This window comes from Plantactinospora sp. WMMC1484, assembly GCF_049315195.1.
Taxonomy (GTDB): domain Bacteria; phylum Actinomycetota; class Actinomycetes; order Mycobacteriales; family Micromonosporaceae; genus Plantactinospora.
In genome coordinates this window covers 2,567,665-2,586,880 of record NZ_CP186055.1, presented here as the reverse complement: position 1 = coordinate 2,586,880, position 19,216 = coordinate 2,567,665, and the positions used below count along the sequence as shown (strand labels likewise).

Sequence of the window (19,216 nt, the reverse complement as noted above, 5' to 3'; positions counted from 1 at the left end):
GAGGTCCGGCGCTGCGTTGACCTGCCGCCGGAGCCGACGCCCCGGCGCACCGCCGACCCGGGAGGTAACCGCGGCATGCGCTTTCCGACGCCACCTCGTCAGTTCCGCGCCCGGCAGCACACCTGGCGCGGCACCGCCACCGCACTGGTCGGCGTGCTGCTGGCCGCCGGGGCGCTGGCAGGCTGCACCGCCTCGGACGGGCCGGACCGCGCGGTCGACGCGTTCCTGGCGGGCTGGCGCGGCGGTGATCTCCACAAGGTCGGTTTCCGTAACCCGGCCGGGCAGCGGGTCCCGGCCGAGGAGGTGGCCGAGGAGATCAAGCAACTCTCCGGTGAGCTGGCCAAGACCCCGCCGGCGCTCCGCCGGGAGGGCGAGGCGAAGATCACTGAAAACCTCGCGACCGTGACGGTACGGGTCGACTGGACGTTACCGGGTGACACGCACTGGACGTACCCGTCGGAGATCCAGCTCAACCGCGGCGAGGACGACGAGTGGCAGGTGATCTGGGAACCGAAGGTCGTCGAGTCGCGCCTGACCAGGGGTGACGAGCTGGCGCTGCGGCGCCTGACCGCCACCCGGGCGGTGGTGACAGACGGTGCAGGTGCGCCCCTGGTGGCGCCCCGGCCGGTGGTGGTGGTCGGCGTGCAGCCCGGCCAGGTGACCGACGTACCGGGGCTGGTGCGGCAACTGGACGCGGCGTTCAGGACGATCCGGCCACCGATCACCCCGGCGATCGACCTGACCGACCTGCCGGGCCGGATGCGGGAGGCGAAACCCGACGCCTTCGTCGAGGTGGTCACCCTGCGCCGGGATGCCTACCTCCAGGTCAAACCGCGCATCCACCCACTTGAGGGGACGAAGTTCCGCGACGAGGAGCGGGAACTCGCCCCGACCCGGGACTTCGCCCGGGCCCTGCTCGGCTCGGTCGACCCGGTGCAGGCCGACGACATGACCGCCAACCCCGGGCTCTTCGAGGAGGGTGACCTGGTCGGCCACGGCGGGCTCCAGGGCCGGTACGACAAGCAGCTTCGCGGCGGGACCGGGCTGAGCGTGATCATCGCGAGCAAGCGGCCGGACGGTACGGTCACGCCGAGCGGCACCGAGGTCTTCCGGCGCGAGCCGGAGCCCGGCGTACCGCTGAAGACCACCCTCGACGTGCCGACCCAGAACGCGGCGGACGACGCGCTGCGCGGCACCCGGCAGCGCTCCGCCCTGGTGGCGGTGCGGATCAGCGACGCTGCCGTGCTGGCGGCGGCGAACGGCGGCACCGCCGAGAACCTCGCCTTCACCGCCCAGGTGCCACCGGGCTCGACCTTCAAGATGGTCAGCACACTCGGCCTGCTCGACGCCGGTGCGGTCACCCTGGACGCCCCGGTCGCCTGCGAGAGGACGTTCACCGTCGACGGGCGCTCGTTCAAGAACTCCGACAACTTCGCGCTCGGCACGGTGCCGTTCCGGACCGACTTCGCGCGCTCCTGCAACACCGCCTTTGCGGCGCTCGCCCCGAAGCTGGGGCCGGACGGGCTCGCCAACGCCGGACGCGGCCTCGGCCTGGAGGCCGAGTGGAAGCTCGGGATGGACGTCTTCTCCGGCAGGGTGTCGGCGGGCGGGCCGCCGGCCGAGCGGGCCGCCGCCGCCTTCGGCCAGGGCACCACCCTGGTCAGCCCGGTGGCGATGGCGGCGGCGACCGCCGGAGTCGCCCGTGGCCAGTGGCAGCAGCCGAAGCTGGTGCTGGAGCCGTCGCCGGGTGAGCCCGCGCCGGCCGGGCCACAGCTGAAGGCCGGATCGGTCGAGGCGCTCCGCACGATGATGCGCGAGGTGGTCACCAAGGGCACCGGCACGGCGCTGGCGGACGTCCCGGGCGGCCCGGTCCACGGCAAGACCGGCACCGCCGAGTACGACGACAACCCGGCGCACACGCACGCCTGGTTCGTGGGCTGGCAGGGGGATGTCGCCTTCGCCGTCTTCGTCGAGAAGGGCGGATCGGGTACGGCCACCGCCGTGCCGATCGCCGAAAGGTTCCTGCGCGGCCTCGCCTGAACCGTCGCGGCTGGCCAGGCGGCGGACGGCAGGCGGCGGACGACCGTCAGACGCGACGGCCGGGACGGTCGACGGGGAACATTTCCCGGACCGTCCCGGCCGGCACAGGAGTTGCGGGCTGCCTCAGCGGGCGAGCGCCTGCCCCTGCTTGTCGGTGAACTTGCCGATCAGGATCATGATGAAATCGATCAGAACCCAGAGGCCCAGCCCGCCGAAGGTGAGGAGCATCAGGATGCCGGTGCCGACCTTGCCGACGTAGAACCGGTGCACGCCCAGCGCACCGAGGAAGAAGCAGAGCAGCACCGCGACGATCCAGGACTTCTGCCCGGTGGCCGGAACAGCGGCGGTTGTGGACATGGTCTATTCCTTTCAGGACACTCAGAAGGAAGGGCGTTCAGGCGGCTGTGAAGAGCCGACGCGAACAGCGATCGCGCACACTACCGCACCCCAGCCGGCTGCGCTGTCCCGCTCGGCGGTGCCGTCACGGCTCAGCGGCGGTGCAGGCTGGCGACGAACATCGCGATGAGTCGCTCGTACGTCTCGTCCAGGTCCTCCGGCAGCCCGAAACCGCCGCTCGCCTCCAGCGAGGCGAAACCGTGCGCGATGCTCCGACCGCACCGGGTGGCGTGGATCGCGGCCGAGTCGGTGAGACCGTACCCGCGCAGCGCCGCGAGGAAGACCTGCAACATCCGGTTGGCGGCGTCGACCATGGCCGGCTCGTGCAGGGGGTTGGGCGGCATCGCGGCGTACCGGGCCGGGTGCTCGCGGACGTAGTCGCGGTAGGTACGCAGCAGCACCGCCACGGCGTCGTCACCGCTGCGGCCCAGCACCGCCGCCACGAACCGGTCGGTCATCTCGGTCATCACCCGGATACCGACCAGCGTCCGCAACTCGGCCAGGCCGGCGACATGCTTGTAGAGCGAGGGCGGGGCGACCCTGGTGCGTGCGGCGACGGCCGCCAGGGTCAGGGCGTCCGGACCGTGCTCGTCGATCAGCTCGATCGCCGTGCTGACCACGGCAGTGGTGGAGAGACCCGCCCTAGGCACCGCAAATCCGTTCCACCGGGGTAGCGGACCGCGTTCCCCACGCTTGCGAGGCTGCACGTGACCCGCCAGCTGCGCTACCCAACATAGCCAGAAAGCTAGTTAGCATAGCCTTCGGTGTCAAATCGACGGGTGGACGGACGTACCACGGACGTATCGACCCGGGACTGTCGAGCTACCCCGCTTGTGCGCCCGCGCCCCGCGCACCCACCACCCCGCACACGTGCATCCGCTGCACGCGTGTCCGGCGCTCCGCGAGGGCCGCCGCACCGATCAGGCAATCTCCGCCTCTGCCCCGGGCCCGTCGCGGGGAGGCGCGTCGGCCGGGGCGACCTCCGTGGCCCCCTCCTCGGCGACGGCCGGTGGGTTCCGGCGGAGCCGTCCCGGACCGGCCGAGGCGGGCGGGCCGACCGGCTCCACCCAGGGAACCGGCCCGTCGGCGGGAACCGGCCGCTCGGCAGCGCGCTCCGGGGCGGCTGACAGGGCTGACGACGCCGCTGGTGCGGCGGCGGCCGGCTCACCTGGCCTGACGTTTCCGGCACTGTTTTCGAGCACGACCTCCGCGGCGACCTCGCCCTGCGGGCCGCCGACCTCGCCCTGCGAGCCGACCTCGCCCTGCCGGCCGGTCGGACGGACCGGGGACGGATCGGGGTCGGCGACGGCCGGAGTCTCCGGCAGTTCCGGTACCGGTAGCGGATCACGTGCTGTCGCGGCCGGACCGGGCCGGGAGAATGCGGGAATCTCGACGGCCGGTCCGCCCCGGCGGGCACCGGCCGGTGCCGGCAACTCCGACGGGACCAACCGGGGAGCCGGCACGGCTGGGCCGCGGACAGCGACGGCGCCTCGGCTCGGCGGGAGCCGGGGCGGCACCGCCTCCGGCGCGGCGACCGGGGCCAGACCGGCGACCAGGGTCTCCACGATCTCCGCCGCGTAACTGCCGTCCGGGTCGTAGTCCGGGTCGAAGACGGTGAGCTCCACCCCCAGGCAGTGCGGGGTGTCGACCAGCCCGGCCAGCAGCAGTTCCAGTTCGGTGAAGGCGATCCCGCCCGGGTCCGGTGCGTCCACCGCCGGCATCACGGCCGGGTCGAGTACGTCGACATCGACGTGCAGCCAGTAACCCGCGCAGTCGGTCAACTGGTCGTGTGCCCACTGTGCCGTCCGGGCCGCCCCCTCGACCCGCAGCGCCGGCACCGGCCGGGTCACGATCCCGGCCGCCTGGAGATCGAGCCGGTACTCGTCGTGCGCCCGGATGCCGAGCACCACCACGTCGATGTCCCGGAAGTACGGCCGGCGACCCTCGATGGCGGCCAGGTCGGCCTGGCCCCGCCCGGTGACCAGGGCCAGGTCCTCCCCGGCGGCGGCGCCGACGTAGGAGGCGTTGCCCGGGTGCCGGAAGTCGGAGTGGCCGTCGACGAATACCAGACCGATCCGACCACCGACCGCCTCGCCGAGCCGGTGCATGGCCAGTGCCGAACCGAGCAGAATCGAGCAGTCCCCGCCGAGCACGAGCGGGAACTCCCCCTGGTCGATGATGGCGCCGATCCGCTCGGCCAGCTCCGCCGAGTATCGCGCGATCGCGTCGGCGTGGCACACCCCGTCCCCGGGACGCCAGTCGCCCGGGTCGTACCGGGGCGGGGTGAGGCAGCCGGCGTCCCGGGCGGCGAGCCGGCCGAGCAGGTCGTGGTCGCGCAGCGCGCCCGGCGCCTTGGCGCAGCCCGGCACCGACGTGGGGGTCGGCGGACGCAGGCCCAGGTTGGACGGAGCGTCCAGGACGGCGATCCGGCGCATACTGTGCTCCCGTCCGGTATCGCGGCTGCCAGGCCGGCACTCGTGCCGCTCGTGGTGCCTACTGTCTCCAGCTGCCTATTGTCTAGAAAAGCGCACGCGAGAGGGCCCGCCGGGCGCTGGCCACCGCAGGATCGTCCGGACCGGCGATGGTGAAGAGGGACACCAGGTGCTGCCGGGCCACCTCCCGGTCATCGCCGGCCGTCCGGCGAACCAGCTCGACCAGCCGGGCGTACGCCTGCTCCGCCTGACCGCTGAGCACCTCCACATCGGCAGCGAGCAGCTGCGCCGGTACGTCGTCCGGCGCCGCCGCGGCCGCGGCCAGCGCCGCCGCCGGGTCCGCGCCGCTCACCCGGCGGGCCAGCGCGACGTGCGCCAGGCCGGCCTCGGCCGCGGCGTCCGAGGGCGCGTCCGAGAGGATCTTCTTGTACGCCCGCTCGGCGGCGTCCAGGTCACCGCTGATCAGCGCCTCGTCGGCCTCGCTGAGCCGGGGGTCCTCCGGGGCCTCGACCGACACCCCGCCGGCCTTGAGGACAGCGCCGATCCACTGCCGCAGCTGGGCCTCGGGCACCACTCCGGCGAAGGCGTCGACCGGCTGGCCGCCCACCACCGCGTAGACCATCGGGATGCTCTGCACCCGGAACATCTGCGCGAGCCGCTGGTTGGCGTCGACATCGATCTTGGCCAGCACCCAGGAGCCGCCGCCCTCGACGGCCAGCCGCTCCAGCACCGGGGAGAGCTGCTTGCAGGGCTCGCACCACTCGGCCCAGAAGTCGATGACGACGGGTGTGTTCAGGGACCGTTCCAGCACCTCGGACTGGAACGTGGCCTCGGTGACGTCGATCACCGTGACCCCACCTCCGCCCGCCGGAGGTGTGCCCGGACCGCCGGCATTGCCGGGACCGGCCGGCGAGGGGGCGGCTGCCGCCGGTGTCGCGGGCGTCTGGGCGGCGCGCAACGCGCCGAGGTCGACCGCGCCGCGGGTGAAGATCGACGAGGTGATCCGTGGGTCGCTCATGGTTCCCTAGTCTCGCACGCGGTGTCGCCAACCCTGTCCAACCGCCCGTGCCGGACGTGCCAACCGCCCGGACCGCCCGGACCGCACCCCGCCCCGGGGATCACCTCAGAACCGGGCCGGTTCGCGGTAGACGCCCCACTCGGCGCGGAGCGCGTCGCAGATCTCGCCGAGGGTGGCCTCGGCGCGCACCGCCGCCAGCATCGGCGGGATCAGGTTCTCCCCGGTCCGGGCGACCTCGACCATCCGGCCGAGCGCGGCGGTCACCTCGGCGACGTCGCGGCCTGCCTTGCGCCCGGCCAGCACCCGCCGCTGCTCCAGTTCCACCTCGTGCGAGACCCGCAGGATCTCCAGCTCCTTGGCGACCGTGCCGGTGTGGCAGTTGACCCCGACGATCTTCTTGTCGCCCTTCTCCAGTGCCTGCTGGTAGGTGAAGGCCGACTCGGCGATCTGGCCGGTGAACCAGCCCTCCTCGATGCCGCGCAGGATGCCGGAGGTCATCGGTCCGATCCGGTGCGGGCCGTCGCCGCCGAGCTGCCGGATCCGGGCGAAGATCTCCTCCGCCTCGGCCTCGATCCGGTCGGTCAGCGCCTCGACGTACCAGGAGCCGCCGAGCGGGTCGGCGACGTTGGTGACCCCGGTCTCCTCCATCAGCACCTGCTGGGTCCGGAGCGCGATCTCGGCCGACGAGTCGGTGGGGAGCGCGAGGGTCTCGTCCAGCGCGTTGGTGTGCAACGAGTTGGTGCCGCCGAGCACCGCCGCCAGCGCTTCCACGGCGGTACGCACCACGTTGTTGACCGGCTGCTGGGCGGTAAGCGAGACACCCGCGGTCTGGGTGTGGAAGCGCAGCCAGAGCGCCCGCTCGTCGGTGGCGCCGTAGACCTCGCGCAGCCAGCGGGCCCAGATGCGGCGGGCGGCCCGGAACTTGGCGATCTCCTCGAAGAAGTCGATGTGCGAGTCGAAGAAGAAGCTCAGCCCGGGTGCGAAGCGGTTGACGTCGAGCCCTCGGGAGAGCCCCAGCTCGACGTAGCCGAACCCGTCCGCCAGGGTGTACGCCAGCTCCTGCGCGGCGGTCGACCCGGCCTCCCGGATGTGGTAGCCGGAGACGGAGAGCGGCTTGTAGCGCGGAATCTCCCGCGCGCAGTACTCCATCAGGTCACCGATGAGCCGCAGGTGCGGCTCGGGGTCGAAGAGCCACTCCTTCTGCGCGATGTACTCCTTGAAGATGTCGGTCTGCAGCGTGCCGTCCAGGGTGGAGAGATCCGCCCCCTGCCGCTCGGCGGCGACCAGGTACATGCAGAAGACCGGCACCGCCGGTCCGGAGATGGTCATCGAGGTGGTGACGGCGGCCAGGTCGATCCCGTCGAAGAGCACCTCCATGTCGGCGGCCGAGTCGACGGCGACGCCGCAGTGTCCGACCTCGCCGAGCGCCTGCGGGTCGTCGGAGTCCCGCCCCATCAGGGTCGGCATGTCGAAGGCGACGGAGAGACCACCGCCGCCCGCGCCGAGGATCATCCGGTAGCGCTCGTTGGTCTGCCGGGCGTTACCGAAGCCGGCGAACTGCCGGATCGTCCAGGTCCGCCCCCGGTAACCGGTCGGATACAACCCCCGGGTGTACGGATATTCGCCCGGCCAGCCGATCCGGGCGAACCGGGGATCGGCGCTCCCCTCCGGCGGGCCGTAGACCGGCTCGACGGGCAGCCCGGAGAGTGTGGTGAAGTCCGCCTCCCGTGTGCGTGCCGCGTCGTACCGGGCCTGCCAGCGGGCTCGACCGGCGGCGATCTCCTCGGCGTTCATCGCGGGGGCCTCCTCGCACTCCTCGACTCCGCCCGAGTGTAGAGGGGGTCCCTGAACGATCGCTAAGGACCCGCGATCCAGGGATCTTCCGGCCCGGGGCTGACCCCGACCTGCTCCTCAACCGCCCCTGCCGGTGCGGTGACCGGTGCGACTCTGTCCGGAAGATCCCTGATCGCGGCGTCCGGTCAGGCTCCGCCGGCCGGCCCGGCGTTCAGCTCGATGTCGTCGACCTTGACGTTCACCTCGGCGACCGTGATGCCGTACGCCTCCACCGCCTCGACGACCTTCGCCCGGACCGCCTCGGTCACCTCCTGCACGACCGAACCGGCCGCGATCACCAGGACGATCCGGATCGTCGCGCTGGTCCCCTTCACCTCGGCCGAGACCCCCCGCCCGGCGTCGCCCACCTCGTCCAGGCCGACCCGGTCCAGCACGTTGTTGAAGAACCGGGCCACGTCGCCACCGAGATCGGCGACACCGGGCACCGAACGGGCCGCCGTACCGGCGATCTTCTCGATGACCTCTTCGGACACCTCGGTGCCGCCCCTCGGGGCGGCGGGCTGTGCCGCCGGCGCGACGCTCTCCGGGGCCTGGTCGGAACCGTTCTGAACCTCGGTCATCTGCTCGTCTCTCTCCCCTGGTCTCGACGGTCCGGCACGGCACCGTCGGCGTTGACGGAGCCTACTCGGCAACGGCGAGCCGGCGGGGGACGGCGCGGGCAAGGAACGTACAAGACCGCGCTGCCGCCCGCGGGAGAGGCTCGGGTCGACGACCGACCGAGGAGGTACCCGATGACCGCTGCCGTCCCGACTGCCGGGCCGGAGCCGGCACGCGTCCGCTTCGACACCAAGATCGCCATCCTGCTCCGCGACGACCTGGCGAGCTGGCAACGGCTCAACGTCACGGCGTTCCTGACCAGCGGCGTCGCCGGGGCCGAGCCGGAGCTGCTCGGAGCCGACTACCAGGACGCCGACGGCACCCGCTACCTGCCGATGTTCCGCCAGCCGGTGCTGGTCTTCACCGGCGCCCGGGACGTCCTGGTGGGCGCGCACCGGCGGGCCGTCGAGCGCGGGATGCGGATCGCCATCTTCACCGGAGATCTCTTCTCGACCGGCAACGACCGGGACAACCGGGCCGTCGTACGGGCGGTCGCCCGCGACCGGCTCGACCTGGTGGGGCTGGCCGTACACGGGCCGAGGAACGCGGTCGACAAGGTGTTCAAGGGCGCCGTGCTGCACCCGTGACCCGGTCGAGCTGGTCGAGCAGCTCTCCGGCGGCCGCGTACGGGTCCACCGACCCGTCGGCGACCCGGGCGGCGAGCGCCGCGAGCGACGTACCCGCGCGGAGCGAGCCCATCCGGTCCCGGAGCGTGCCGAGCGCGATCGCCTCGACCTCGGCGGCGGCCCGCGCCTCTCGCCGACGGCGCAGCTCACCGTTGTCGACCAGCCAGCCGTGGTGCTTCTCGACGGCGGTGACCAGGTCGTCGATCCCCTCACCCCGGGCCGCGACCGCGCGCACCACCCGGGGTCGCCACTCGCCTGGGCCGCGCTCACCCAGCGCGATCATGCCGTTGATGTCCCGCACGGTGGCGTCGGCGCCGTCCCGGTCGGCCTTGTTGACCACGAAGACGTCGGCGATCTCCAGGATGCCGGCCTTGACCGCCTGGATCGCGTCGCCCATCCCGGGCGCCAGCAGCACCACTGTGGTGTCGGCGAGCGAGGCGACCTCCACCTCGGCCTGGCCCACCCCGACGGTCTCCACGAGTACGACGTCGCAGCCGGCCCCCTCCAGCACCCGGACCGCCTGCGGGGTCGCCGCCGCCAGCCCGCCCAGGTGTCCCCGGCTGGACATCGACCGGATGTAGACCCCGGGGTCGGTGGCATGGTCCTGCATCCGGACCCGGTCACCGAGGATCGCCCCGCCGGTGAACGGGCTGGACGGGTCGACCGCGAGCACCCCGACCCGGTGGCCGCGGCAGCGCAGCGCCCGGACCAGTTCGTTGCTGGTGGTCGACTTACCCACCCCGGGCGAACCGGTCAGCCCGATCACCTGGGCCCGCCCGGTGTACGGCGCGAGGGCCGCCGCCACCCGCGGCAGCAGCTCGTCCCCGGACTCGACCAGGGTGATCAGCCGGGCCACCGCGCGGGGATCGCCCTCCCGGGCCAGCGTCACCAGTCCCGGGACGTCCCGGCTGCGCCGCACCGAGCCGGCGCCACGGGTCGGTACGGCCGGAGCGGAAGCGGGCCGGTCCCCGGCCGAGCCGGAAGCGGGCCGGTCCCCGGCCGCCCCTGCCGTCACTCGCGCCCGCCGGCCTGTCCCGGCACGTGCACGAGCAGCGCATCGCCCTGGCCACCGCCCCCGCAGAGCGCCGCCGCGCCGGTGCCGCCGCCCCGGCGGCGCAGCTCCATCGCCAGGGTGAGCACCAGGCGGGCGCCGGACATCCCGATCGGGTGGCCCAGCGCGATCGCGCCGCCGTTGACGTTCACGATCTCGTCGGAGACGCCGAGGTCGCGCATCGACTTGATGCCGACCTGCGCGAACGCCTCGTTGATCTCGATCAGGTCGAGGTCGGCGACACCGAACCCGGCCTTACGCAGCGCGTGCTCGATGGCGTTCGCCGGCTGCGAGTGCAGCGAGTTGTCCGGGCCGGCGACGTTGCCGTGCGCGCCGATCCGGGCGAGCCAGGTCAGGCCGAGTTCCCGCGCCTTCGCCTCGCTCATCACCACCACCGCGCAGGCACCGTCGGAGATCGGCGACGAGCTTCCGGCGGTGATCGTGCCGTCCGGGGTGAAGGCCGGGCGCAGCCGCGCCAGCCCTTCGGCGGTGGTGTCCGGCCGGATCCCCTCGTCCTCGTCGATCACCAGCGGCTCGCCCCTGCGCTGCGGCACCGTCACCGGAACGATCTCCTCGGCAAAGGCACCGTTCTTCTGCGCGGCGGCGGCCCGCTGGTGGCTGGCTGCCGCGAAGGCGTCCTGCTCGGCCCGGCTGATGGCGTGCCGGGCGTTGTGCCGCTCGGTGGACTCGCCCATCGCGCAGCAGTCCCACGGGTCGGTGAGGCCGTCCAGCGCCATGTGGTCCCGGACCGTCACGTCGCCGTACCTGTAGCCGGCGCGCTGGCCGAGCAGCAGGTGCGGGGCGTTCGTCATCGACTCCATCCCGCCGGCCACCACGATGTCGAACTCGCCGGCCCGGATGAGCTGGTCGGCCAGGGCGATCGCGTCCAGGCCGGAGAGGCAGACCTTGTTGATCGTCAGCGCCGGCACGGACATCGGGATGCCCGCCTCGACCGCCGCCTGGCGGGCCGGGATCTGGCCGGCACCCGCCTGGAGCACCTGACCCATGATCACGTACTGGACCTGGTCGGCGGGGACCCCGGAGCGCTCCAGGGCGGCCCGGATGGCGATCCCGCCGAGCGTCGTCGCCGAGAAGTCCTTGAGGTTGCCGAGCAGCCGACCCATCGGGGTACGGGCGCCGTTCACGATCACGGATGCCATTTGACCTGTCGCCTCCGGGGGGCCTGACGAAGCACCTTAACGTCGATTAGGTCAGACTAGCCCGATGGACGACGACACCTCGGGCGGCCCGGCTGCCGACTATCTCACAGGCATCGGCCTGCTCGGCATCGACCACGTCGGGGTGGCCGTGCCGGACCTCGACGCGGCGATCGAATTCCACCAGCGGGTCTTCGGCATGCGCTGCGTACACACCGAGACCAACCCCGAGCAGGGAGTCCGGGAGGCGATGCTCCGGGTCGGCCCGACCCCGGACGGCGCGGAGATACAACTGCTGGCGCCCCTGACCCCGGACTCCACGATCGGCAGGTTCCTGGACCGCAGGGGCCCCGGGTTGCAGCAGATCGCCTATCTCGTGGCGGACGTCGACGCGGCCTGCGCGGCGCTGCGCGAACGGGGCGTCAAGCTGCTCTACGAGACGCCCAAGCGCGGCACCGCCGGCTCGCGGGTCAACTTCGTGCATCCCCGCGACACCGGCGGCGTCCTCGTCGAACTCGTGCAGAAGGCTTAGCTGCGCAGAAGGCTTAGCTGCGCAGAAGGCTTAGCTGCAAGGAAGGGCCCCCCGTTATCGCTTTCTGTTGTAGCGGGGGCCCTTCCCAGCACCTCAGGCGGGCACGGTGTCGTAGGACTCGACCAACTCGGTCGGCATCGGGGCCAGGTCGGTGGCCCGGCGGAAGTCGCCGAGGGTGGTGCCGGTGCACTCCGAGTCGACGTTGCGGGCGCCGGCCCGCCCCCGCACGTCGGCGAGGTTGACCGCCCGGAAGTCGATCGAGAACCGCGTCCGGCCGGACGTGTTCGGCACCGTGGCGTGCAGTTGGGCGCCGGAGAAGACCAGCACCCCGCCGGGCGGGGTGATCACCCGAAGGTCAGGCTCCCGCTCCAGCTCCTGCTCCAGCCGGGGTTGCCGGCGGGTTTCGGCGTGCACCTGCGCCGCCGCGGCACTGCGGCCGTGCGCCACCCACCGGGCGTAGTTGTAGTCCCGTGAGCTGTTGCGGACCCCGGTGTCGAAGTATCTCGGGTGGAAGGCCATCACGTTGGACTCCGCCACCTCGTAGACCGGCATCCAGAAGTTGATCTGTGACATCGGCGCGGAGAACCAGGTGTCCCGGTGCGACTCGAACTGCAGGGTCAGGCCGGCGTTGAGATATTCGCTGGTCATCGAGCGCAGCCGGGGAACGTCGAAGTAGGTCTGCGCCGGATCCGCACCCAGGTCGGCGAGGAGTCCCCGGACGAGGTCTGCGCTGCGCGGGTGGTTGATGAAGCCGGGCTTCAGGTCGGCCAGCACCCGCACGTAGTCCGGCCCGGCCAGGTGGTGCTGGGCCTCCGGCGGGAAGTGCGGCGCGAACGCGGTCTCGGTCATCTCCCGGGCGAAGGCGACCAGCGCCATCGAGTGCGGTGTCGGCGAGTAGACGAACAGGTCCCCGGCGAAGAGCCGTTCCCGACGCTCGTCGTCGGAGATCGGCGAGTCGAAGTGCAGCACCGTCACGGCGGCCTCCCGCGATAGCTCCCGATAGGTCCTCTACGCAGCGGTCACGCTAGGCCGGGAGCCCGCGGGTCGGAAGCCGCCGTCCGGTCGGGCCCGCGTCCCTGTCGACAATCCGACTTCGCCTCGGGTACCCGCCGGGAACGCCCTACGTGCCCGCCCGGCCCGCATATGGTCGGGCAATGCCCCCCACGCGGCCGTCCCCACCCGCCACCACCACCGCCACCGCGACAACGGCCACGGCCACGGCCACGGCCACGGCCACGGCCACGGCCAGCGTCACGGCGGGGCCGGCCTCCGGCGCGGTACGACCGTTCCGGTTCACCGCGGCGATGCCCGGGTTGGACCGGCCGGTCGCGCGGTGGCGCGGCGAGATCCGCCGGATCGAGGACCTCGGCTTCGACTCGGTTTCCGTCTCCGACCACTTCACCGGCGGCTGGTCGATGGACCCGCTGGTCGCGATGACCGTCGCCGCCGAGGCGACCACCCGGCTCCGGGTGCTCGGCATGGTCTTCTGCAACGACTTCCGACACCCGGTCCTGCTGCACAAGGCCCTGGCCAACCTCGACGTCTTCTCCGGCGGCCGGGTGGAGATCGGGCTCGGCGCCGGCTGGCTCCGCGACGACCACGACGCGGCGGGACTGCCGTTCGATCCCCCGCAGGTGCGCGTCGCCCGGTTGGCCGAGTCGATCGAGATACTGCTCCGGCTCTTCGGCGACAAGCCGGTCGACTTCGCAGGGCAGCACTACCGGGTCACCGGACTCGCCGGGCTTCCGGAGCCGGTGCAGCGCCCGCATCCACCGCTGCTGGTCGGCGGCGGCAGCCGCCGGATCCTCGAGCTGGCCGGCCGGCGCGCCGACATCGTCGGGATCAACCCGCGACTCGCCCCGGACGTCGACCCGCTGGCCGCCGTCGAGGAGATGAGCCCGGCACGCTTCGCCCGGAAGGTGGCCTGGGCCCGGGACGCAGCAGCCGCCGCCGGCCGGGACCCGGCCGATCTGGAGTTCCAGGCCCGGATGTTCGACGTACGCGTGCAACACCGCGGTGTCGAGTACCGCGCCTCCTCCAGCCACGCCCGCCTCGCCGACCCGGCCGCGCTGGCCGACTCGCCGTCGGTGCTGCACGGCAGCGTCGTCGAGTGCGTCGACCGGCTGGTCGCGCTCCGTGACCGGTACGGCGTCAGCTATCTGCACCTCGGCGGCAACCTGGACGCCGCCGCTCCGATCGTGGCCCGACTGGCGGGACGCTGACCGGGCAAATGGCCCGACCGGACGGCGGGTCGAGTTGACCTTGTGAACTGGACGCGATAGTACGGTCCGGCCCTTGCGAAGCACCCCGGTAAGTCTGCAAGTATGTCCCAATGCCCCAGCAGCAGTCCTCCCCTCTCGCGTTCTTCGACAACGCGAACTCGCAACCAGACTTCACGGTCGCCCTGCGCGGCTACGACCGTGAGCAGGTCAACAGCCACCTTGGCCGGTTGAACGCCGCACTGAACCAGTCCGAGCAGGCCCGGGCCGAGGCCGAGCAGCGGATGAACGACGCCCAGCGCCGGCTCCGTCAGGCCGAGCAGCGGCTCGCGTCGGTGGAACAGAAGCTCACCGACACCAACAAGCAGCTCGAGGAGAACAACCGCCCCACCCTCTCCGGCCTGGGCACCCGGGTCGAGCAGATCCTGCGCCTCGCCGAGGAGCAGGCGAACGACCACCGCGGTGAGGCCAAGCGCGAGTCGGAGGGCATCCTCTCGGCCGCCCGGCTGGAGGCGCGGGAGATCACCGACAAGGCCCGTGCCGAGGCCGCCGCGATGAAGGCCACCGCCGAGCGGGAGGCGGGCAGCGTACGCACCGCCGCCGAGCGGGAGGCCGCCGAGGTCCGGGTGCAGGCCCGCCGGGAGGCGGACACCCTGCGCGCCGACGCCGAGCGGGAGACCAAGCAGCTCCGCACGGTGACCGCGCACGAGGTCGCCGAGCTGAAGTCCACGGTCGAGCGCGAGGTCGCGACCCTCCGGGCCACCGCCGAGCGGGAGATCACCCAGCAGCGCGCCAAGGCGGCCCGGGAGGCCGAGGAGAAGCGCGCCGAGGCGACCAAGCTGCTCACCGACGCCCGGGACAAGCGGGACAAGGACCTCCAGGCGCTGGAACTCCAGCTCGCGGAGCGCCGTGAGAAGGCCGAGCGCGAGGAGTCGGAGCGGCACGCCGCCCAGGTGGCACAGACCCAGAAGCTCGTCGCCGAGGCCGAACAGCGGGCCCGGGCGGCCCAGGACCGCGCCAAGGAGATCGAGCAGCGCGCCGAGGCCCGCCGGGTCGAGTCGGAACGGAACGCCGCCGAGACCATCGACAAGGCCAAGGCGCTCGCCGACAAGACCCTGAACGAGGCCCGCGCCGAGGCGCACCGCCTGCTCAGCGAGGCGCGTACCGAGGCGGACCTGACCACGCAGGCGGCCCGCCGCGAGGTCGAGGACCTCACCCGGCAGAAGGACGCGGTCACCTCGCAGCTCGGCCAGATGCTCTCCGGCCTCGCCGGCATCGTGCCGGGCGTGGGCGCGGCGGGCGGCAAGCCCGAGGCGCCCACCGCGGCGGTCGCCGAGAAGGACGACGCGGAGGAGCGGGTTCCCGCCGACGCGGCAAGCTAACCCCACGACGGTCGCGGGTCGGACTGCGGGGCAGCAGCACGGCCAGGGCCGTACCGGAGTTTCCGGTACGGCCCTGCGCGCTGCACGGCGTACGAGGCATTGGGTGAGGTCCTGTCCGCACCGGTGAGCTTCGTCCCATCAGCCCCGCCCTGTATCGCCGCAGAACGGGGCGACCCGTGTGAGGATGGAACTATGTCGCACGGCGAGGAACTCTTTGCCCTGAACGGAGATGTCGCTACGGAGCCGAGCTTCGAGCCGGCCTTCCGGGGCTACGACAGAGGGCAGGTGGACCGGTACGTCGCTCGTGCCGAGAACGACATCGCCACCCTGGCGGCCCAGCGCGAGCACGCGTACAGCCAGATCCACAATCTGGCCGGCCAGGTCGAGGCGTTGCAACGCGACCTCACGGCGGTGCGCCGGCAGGTCGGCGTGGTGGACCGCGCGTCGTTCCGGCACCTCGGACCGGTGGTCGAACAGATCCTGACCCTCGCCGAGGAGCAGGCCGAGATCATCCACCGGGAGACGCTCCAGGAGATCGAAGCCCGGCGGGTCGAGGCGGAGCAGGTGTTGGAGGATGCCCGCCAGCAGGCCGCCGACGCGCTGCGCGATTTCGAACTCGCCCTCGCCGCCCGGCGGGCGGAGGAGGAGAAGGTCAACACTGCGCGCCGGGCGGAGGCGGACGCCGCCGTCACCGCCGCCGCCGAGGAGGCCACCCGGCTGCGTGAGGCCGCGCAGGCCGCCTTCGAGAAGGCCAAGCAGGAGGGCTCCGAGCTGCGCAACCGGGCCGCCGAGGAGGCGAACCGGCTCCGCGAGGCGAGCCAGGCGGCACACGCCAAGGCCGTCCAGGAGGCGAAGCAGCTCCGGGACACCGCCGAGGAGGAGGCGCAGCGGCTCACCGAGCGGACCACGCGGGAGGCCCAGGAGCTGACCGAGCGGACCGAGCGGGAGAGCCAGCAGGTCGTCGAGCGCGCCCGCCAGGAGTCCGCCCGGCTCCGGCACGCGGCACAGCACGAGGCCAACCGGCTGCGCGACGCCGCCCAGCAGGAGGCGACCCGGCTGCGCGAGGCGGGCCAGGCGGCACACGTCAAGGCCCAACAGGAGGCGCAGCGGCTGGTCGACGCGGCGAGCCAGGAAGCCGACCGGATGGTCGAGATCGCCAAGCAGGAGGCCACCCGGCTGCGCGAGGCCGGCCAGGGGCTGCACGCCAAGGCGAAGCACGAGGCCACCCAGCTCCGCGAGGCGGGCCAGGCGGCACACGCCAAGGCCCAACAGGAGGCGACCCGGATCAACGAGGAGACCGCCGAGTACGTCCGTCGGTCCCGGGCCGAGGTCGAGGAGTACGCCCAGAAGGCGCGGGCGGAGACGCAGCAGGAGTTGGGCTCCTGGCGCACCGGCGTCGAGCAGGAGGTGAACCGGCGCATCTCCGCCGCCGACGAGGAGATCGCCGCCAAGCGGGCCGAGGCCGAGCAGGAGATCACCGCCGCCCGGACCGCGTTGGAGGAGGAACTGGCCGCCTACCGGGCCGGAGCCGACAACGAGTTCAACCAGCGCAGGGCCGAGCTGGAACAGCAGTACCAGGAGCGGCAGAGCGAGTTGGAGCGGCAGTTCGCGGAGCGGCGGGCCGAGCTGGATGACTCCTACGAGAGCCGCCGCCAGGAAATCGAGGGCGGCGCCGACCAGCTCCGCCGGGACGCCGAGGAGTACGCCACCCGGGTGCGCGGGGAGGCCGAGGAGCGGGCAGCCGCGATCCGGCGGGAGGCCGAGGAGCGGCTCGCCGAGTTGCAGCGGCAGGCCGACGAGCAGGCCGCGACGTCCCGCCGCCAGTTCGAGGAGTACATGGCGACGGCGCAGCAGCACCTGGCCACCACCCAGCAGCACCTGGCGAGTACGCAGCAGGAGGCGGTCGCCGGCCGGCAGCAGTTGGCCGGGGTGATGCAGGAAATCGCGGAGGCGCAGCAGGCGCTCGCGGACATCCGGCAGGAGACGGTCGCCTCCCGCCAGGAGTCCGACCGCATCCAGCGACAGCTCGCCGCCGCGCGGGATCAGCTCGCCGGCGAGCAGGACCGGCTGACCGGCACCGAGCAGTCGGCGCAACAGGCCGAGCAGCAGTTGGCCCGGGCCGAGGCGGACATGCAGCAGATTGTCGAGGCAGCCGCCGAGCAGGCCGCCGCCGACCAGCACGCCGGAGTGGCGGGCGACGGGCCGGCGGGTGGCGGGACGGCGGGTGGCGGGCCGTCCGGGGGTAACCGGTTGACCGACGGCGGCAACCGGGTGGCCGAGCCGGTGACCGCCGGGGCCGACGGCGCCGGCATCGACGGCGAGCCCACCGTGGCTGCGGTGCCGGGCAGCGGCGGCCGGGAGCCGATGCCGACCCGGATCACCAGCACCGGCGACTCCGCGAAGCGGAGCGGCAAGCCGACCGTCGAGGACCAGGCCACCAAGTCCACCAAGGTCTCCGTCGACTCGGAGTAGCCGGCGGATCGCCATTCATGATCCGGTAGCGTCCGGTCCGCCACACAACGGGCCGGACGCTACCGGATCATGGCCTGCCTTCGGCGCGGCGGGCGTCGGGGGTGGCCGGTAGCCTCGGCGCAGGCGTCGCGTCGGGGAGGTTCGGATGGAGAGCACGCGGTCGACGGTGGGCGGCGGCACCCCGTCGGCCGGCGGGGAGGCCGGTGGCGCGCCCGGGCCGGCCGAGCCGCAGCGCACCGCCGAGCCGCAACGCACCGCCGAGCCCTCGGAGAGCAGCGCCGAGCTGTCCTCCGGAGATGCTGCCGAGCGCGGCGACGCTGGTGACGTCGAGTCGGGGCGGTTCGGTCAGCCCGGCCGGCCGCTGCGGCGCAGCCCCTTCCTGATCGGGCTCACCGGCGGGCTGGGCGTGCTGCTGGCGTACGCGATCTTTCTCGCGGTCCGCAACGCGGGCTCGATGCTGGTGCTGGTCTTCATCGCGCTCTTCCTGGCGATCGGCCTGCATCCGGCCGTGGTCCGGCTGCGCGCCTGGGGGTTGCCCCGTGGCCTCGCCGTCACGGTGGTCACACTGACCCTGCTCGGCATCATCGCCGGTGGGGTCTACGCGCTGGTCCCGCCGATTGTCAGCCAGACCGGCGAACTCATCGACCAGCTTCCGGGATACGTCGGCCAACTGCGCCGCAACGACCGCGTCAACGACCTGATCGGCGAATACGACCTGATGGGCCAGATCGAATCGGCCGTCACCACCGAGAACATCACCCGGGCGCTGGGCGGGGTCTTCGGGGCGGCCGGGTTCATCTTCGGCACGGTCTTCAACATCGTGACGGTGATCGTCCTGACCATCTACTTCATGGCGACCTTCGAGCGGCTACGCGACCTCGGCTACGGTCTGGTCCCGGCCAGCCGGCGCGACCGGGTCCGGTTGATCGTCGACGAGATCCTGACCAAGGTCGGCGCGTACATGGTGGGGGCGCTCGCCATCGGGCTGCTGGCCGGGGTGAGCACCTTCGTCTTCGCGGTCATCGTCGGGCTGGCGTACCCGTTCGCCCTCGCGGTGGTGGTGGCGATCTGCGACCTCATCCCGCAGATCGGCGCGACCATCGGGGCGGTGGTGATCAGCCTGGTCGGCTTCGCCGCCGACGTGCCTACCGGGATCACCTGCGTGGTCTTCTTCGTCATCTACCAGCAGTTGGAGAACTATCTGGTCTATCCCCGGGTGATGCGGCGCTCGGTGCAGGTCAACGACGTGGCGGCGATCGTCGCGGCGCTGCTCGGGGTGGCGCTGTTCGGGGTGATCGGCGCGCTGGTGGCGATCCCGGCGGTGGCCGCGATCCAACTGGTACTCCGCGAGGTGATCCTCCCCCGCCAGCAGCACCGCTGATCAGCGGCTTCTGTCCGCAATCCGTCTCAATCGCGAATTGTAGCCGCTCCAACACCGCT

Annotated in this window: 15 protein-coding genes and 1 pseudogene; 7 read left to right on the top strand and 9 right to left on the bottom strand. The window is 72.6% G+C overall.

Annotated features, from left to right (window positions below; translation table 11 throughout):
• Nucleotides 1-75: 75 nt before the first annotated feature.
• The gene (locus tag ACN28C_RS11470) at nucleotides 76-2,040 is read left to right on the top strand and encodes a penicillin-binding transpeptidase domain-containing protein (RefSeq protein ID WP_422773475.1); all 1,965 of its coding nucleotides are present in this window, start codon (nucleotides 76-78) and stop codon (nucleotides 2,038-2,040) included.
• A 123-nt stretch (nucleotides 2,041-2,163) separates the two neighbouring features.
• Here the strand turns inward: ACN28C_RS11470 and ACN28C_RS11465 are convergent, their stop codons facing one another.
• The 6 genes and pseudogenes from ACN28C_RS11465 to ACN28C_RS11440 all read right to left on the bottom strand — a co-directional run bounded on the left by ACN28C_RS11465 (nucleotide 2,164) and on the right by ACN28C_RS11440 (nucleotide 8,300).
• Nucleotides 2,164-2,397 (bottom strand): TM2 domain-containing protein, encoded by a 234-nt coding sequence (locus ACN28C_RS11465; protein WP_422773474.1) that lies wholly within the window; start codon nucleotides 2,395-2,397, stop codon nucleotides 2,164-2,166.
• A gap of 131 nt (nucleotides 2,398-2,528) precedes the next feature.
• Nucleotides 2,529-3,086, bottom strand: a complete 558-nt coding sequence (locus ACN28C_RS11460) for a TetR/AcrR family transcriptional regulator (protein ID WP_422773473.1) — start codon at nucleotides 3,084-3,086, stop codon at nucleotides 2,529-2,531.
• A gap of 618 nt (nucleotides 3,087-3,704) precedes the next feature.
• Nucleotides 3,705-4,871: pseudogene (locus tag ACN28C_RS11455) on the bottom strand (arginase family protein); the annotation flags it as partial.
• A gap of 82 nt (nucleotides 4,872-4,953) precedes the next feature.
• A complete protein-coding gene (locus tag ACN28C_RS11450) occupies nucleotides 4,954-5,886 on the bottom strand; it encodes a tetratricopeptide repeat protein (RefSeq protein WP_422773472.1) in 933 nt (310 codons plus the stop codon).
• A 105-nt stretch (nucleotides 5,887-5,991) separates the two neighbouring features.
• The gene (locus tag ACN28C_RS11445) at nucleotides 5,992-7,680 is read right to left on the bottom strand and encodes an acyl-CoA mutase large subunit family protein (RefSeq protein WP_422773471.1); all 1,689 of its coding nucleotides are present in this window, start codon (nucleotides 7,678-7,680) and stop codon (nucleotides 5,992-5,994) included.
• Nucleotides 7,681-7,865: 185 nt separating this feature from the next.
• Nucleotides 7,866-8,300 (bottom strand): Asp23/Gls24 family envelope stress response protein, encoded by a 435-nt coding sequence (locus tag ACN28C_RS11440; protein WP_422773470.1) that lies wholly within the window; start codon nucleotides 8,298-8,300, stop codon nucleotides 7,866-7,868.
• A gap of 171 nt (nucleotides 8,301-8,471) precedes the next feature.
• Here ACN28C_RS11440 and ACN28C_RS11435 point away from each other — a divergent pair, with 171 nt between their 5' ends.
• A complete protein-coding gene (locus ACN28C_RS11435) occupies nucleotides 8,472-8,924 on the top strand; it encodes a DUF2000 family protein (RefSeq protein WP_422773469.1) in 453 nt (150 codons plus the stop codon).
• Here ACN28C_RS11435 and meaB read toward each other — a convergent pair.
• Nucleotides 8,899-9,882 carry a methylmalonyl Co-A mutase-associated GTPase MeaB gene (gene meaB, locus ACN28C_RS11430; RefSeq protein ID WP_422773468.1) on the bottom strand — a complete coding sequence of 328 codons (984 nt, stop codon included), beginning with the start codon at nucleotides 9,880-9,882 and terminating at the stop codon, nucleotides 8,899-8,901. The genes ACN28C_RS11435 and meaB overlap by 26 nt on opposite strands.
• Before the next feature lie 92 nt (nucleotides 9,883-9,974).
• Nucleotides 9,975-11,174, bottom strand: coding sequence for an acetyl-CoA C-acetyltransferase (locus tag ACN28C_RS11425; RefSeq protein ID WP_422773467.1), 1,200 nt, complete (start codon nucleotides 11,172-11,174; stop codon nucleotides 9,975-9,977).
• Nucleotides 11,175-11,238: 64 nt separating this feature from the next.
• Here ACN28C_RS11425 and mce point away from each other — a divergent pair, with 64 nt between their 5' ends.
• A complete protein-coding gene (gene mce / locus ACN28C_RS11420; RefSeq protein ID WP_422773466.1) occupies nucleotides 11,239-11,703 on the top strand; it encodes a methylmalonyl-CoA epimerase in 465 nt (154 codons plus the stop codon).
• Between the two features lie 93 nt (nucleotides 11,704-11,796).
• Here mce and ACN28C_RS11415 read toward each other — a convergent pair whose 3' ends face one another.
• The gene (locus ACN28C_RS11415; protein ID WP_422773465.1) at nucleotides 11,797-12,678 is read right to left on the bottom strand and encodes a hypothetical protein; all 882 of its coding nucleotides are present in this window, start codon (nucleotides 12,676-12,678) and stop codon (nucleotides 11,797-11,799) included.
• Nucleotides 12,679-12,857: 179 nt separating this feature from the next.
• Here ACN28C_RS11415 and ACN28C_RS11410 point away from each other — a divergent pair, with 179 nt between their 5' ends.
• From ACN28C_RS11410 to ACN28C_RS11395, 4 genes are all read left to right on the top strand, one after another.
• Complete coding sequence (locus ACN28C_RS11410) at nucleotides 12,858-13,925, top strand: TIGR03621 family F420-dependent LLM class oxidoreductase (protein WP_422773464.1); 1,068 nt, start codon at nucleotides 12,858-12,860, stop codon at nucleotides 13,923-13,925.
• Between the two features lie 110 nt (nucleotides 13,926-14,035).
• Nucleotides 14,036-15,304, top strand: coding sequence for a cell division protein DivIVA (locus ACN28C_RS11405; RefSeq protein WP_422773463.1), 1,269 nt, complete (start codon nucleotides 14,036-14,038; stop codon nucleotides 15,302-15,304).
• Between the two features lie 192 nt (nucleotides 15,305-15,496).
• Complete coding sequence (locus ACN28C_RS11400) at nucleotides 15,497-17,776, top strand: hypothetical protein (RefSeq protein ID WP_422773462.1); 2,280 nt, start codon at nucleotides 15,497-15,499, stop codon at nucleotides 17,774-17,776.
• Nucleotides 17,777-17,921: 145 nt separating this feature from the next.
• Nucleotides 17,922-19,157: an AI-2E family transporter gene (locus ACN28C_RS11395; protein ID WP_422773461.1), complete on the top strand. Its 1,236-nt coding sequence runs from the start codon at nucleotides 17,922-17,924 to the stop codon at nucleotides 19,155-19,157.
• Nucleotides 19,158-19,216: the final 59 nt, after the last annotated feature.

What these genes read in the sequence shown, in the direction of transcription:
- ACN28C_RS11465 (WP_422773474.1), bottom strand. Translation starts at nt 2,397, where the DNA reads ATGTCCACAACCGCCGCTGTTCCGGCCACCGGGCAGAAGTCCTGGATC.
- mce (WP_422773466.1), top strand. Translation starts at nt 11,239, where the DNA reads ATGGACGACGACACCTCGGGCGGCCCGGCTGCCGACTATCTCACAGGC.
- ACN28C_RS11400 (WP_422773462.1), top strand. Translation starts at nt 15,497, where the DNA reads ATGTCGCACGGCGAGGAACTCTTTGCCCTGAACGGAGATGTCGCTACG.
- ACN28C_RS11405 (WP_422773463.1), top strand. Translation starts at nt 14,036, where the DNA reads ATGCCCCAGCAGCAGTCCTCCCCTCTCGCGTTCTTCGACAACGCGAAC.
- ACN28C_RS11410 (WP_422773464.1), top strand. Translation starts at nt 12,858, where the DNA reads ATGCCCCCCACGCGGCCGTCCCCACCCGCCACCACCACCGCCACCGCG.
- ACN28C_RS11440 (WP_422773470.1), bottom strand. Translation starts at nt 8,300, where the DNA reads ATGACCGAGGTTCAGAACGGTTCCGACCAGGCCCCGGAGAGCGTCGCG.
- ACN28C_RS11425 (WP_422773467.1), bottom strand. Translation starts at nt 11,174, where the DNA reads ATGGCATCCGTGATCGTGAACGGCGCCCGTACCCCGATGGGTCGGCTG.
- ACN28C_RS11450 (WP_422773472.1), bottom strand. Translation starts at nt 5,886, where the DNA reads ATGAGCGACCCACGGATCACCTCGTCGATCTTCACCCGCGGCGCGGTC.
- ACN28C_RS11470 (WP_422773475.1), top strand. Translation starts at nt 76, where the DNA reads ATGCGCTTTCCGACGCCACCTCGTCAGTTCCGCGCCCGGCAGCACACC.
- ACN28C_RS11395 (WP_422773461.1), top strand. Translation starts at nt 17,922, where the DNA reads ATGGAGAGCACGCGGTCGACGGTGGGCGGCGGCACCCCGTCGGCCGGC.
- ACN28C_RS11445 (WP_422773471.1), bottom strand. Translation starts at nt 7,680, where the DNA reads ATGAACGCCGAGGAGATCGCCGCCGGTCGAGCCCGCTGGCAGGCCCGG.
- ACN28C_RS11435 (WP_422773469.1), top strand. Translation starts at nt 8,472, where the DNA reads ATGACCGCTGCCGTCCCGACTGCCGGGCCGGAGCCGGCACGCGTCCGC.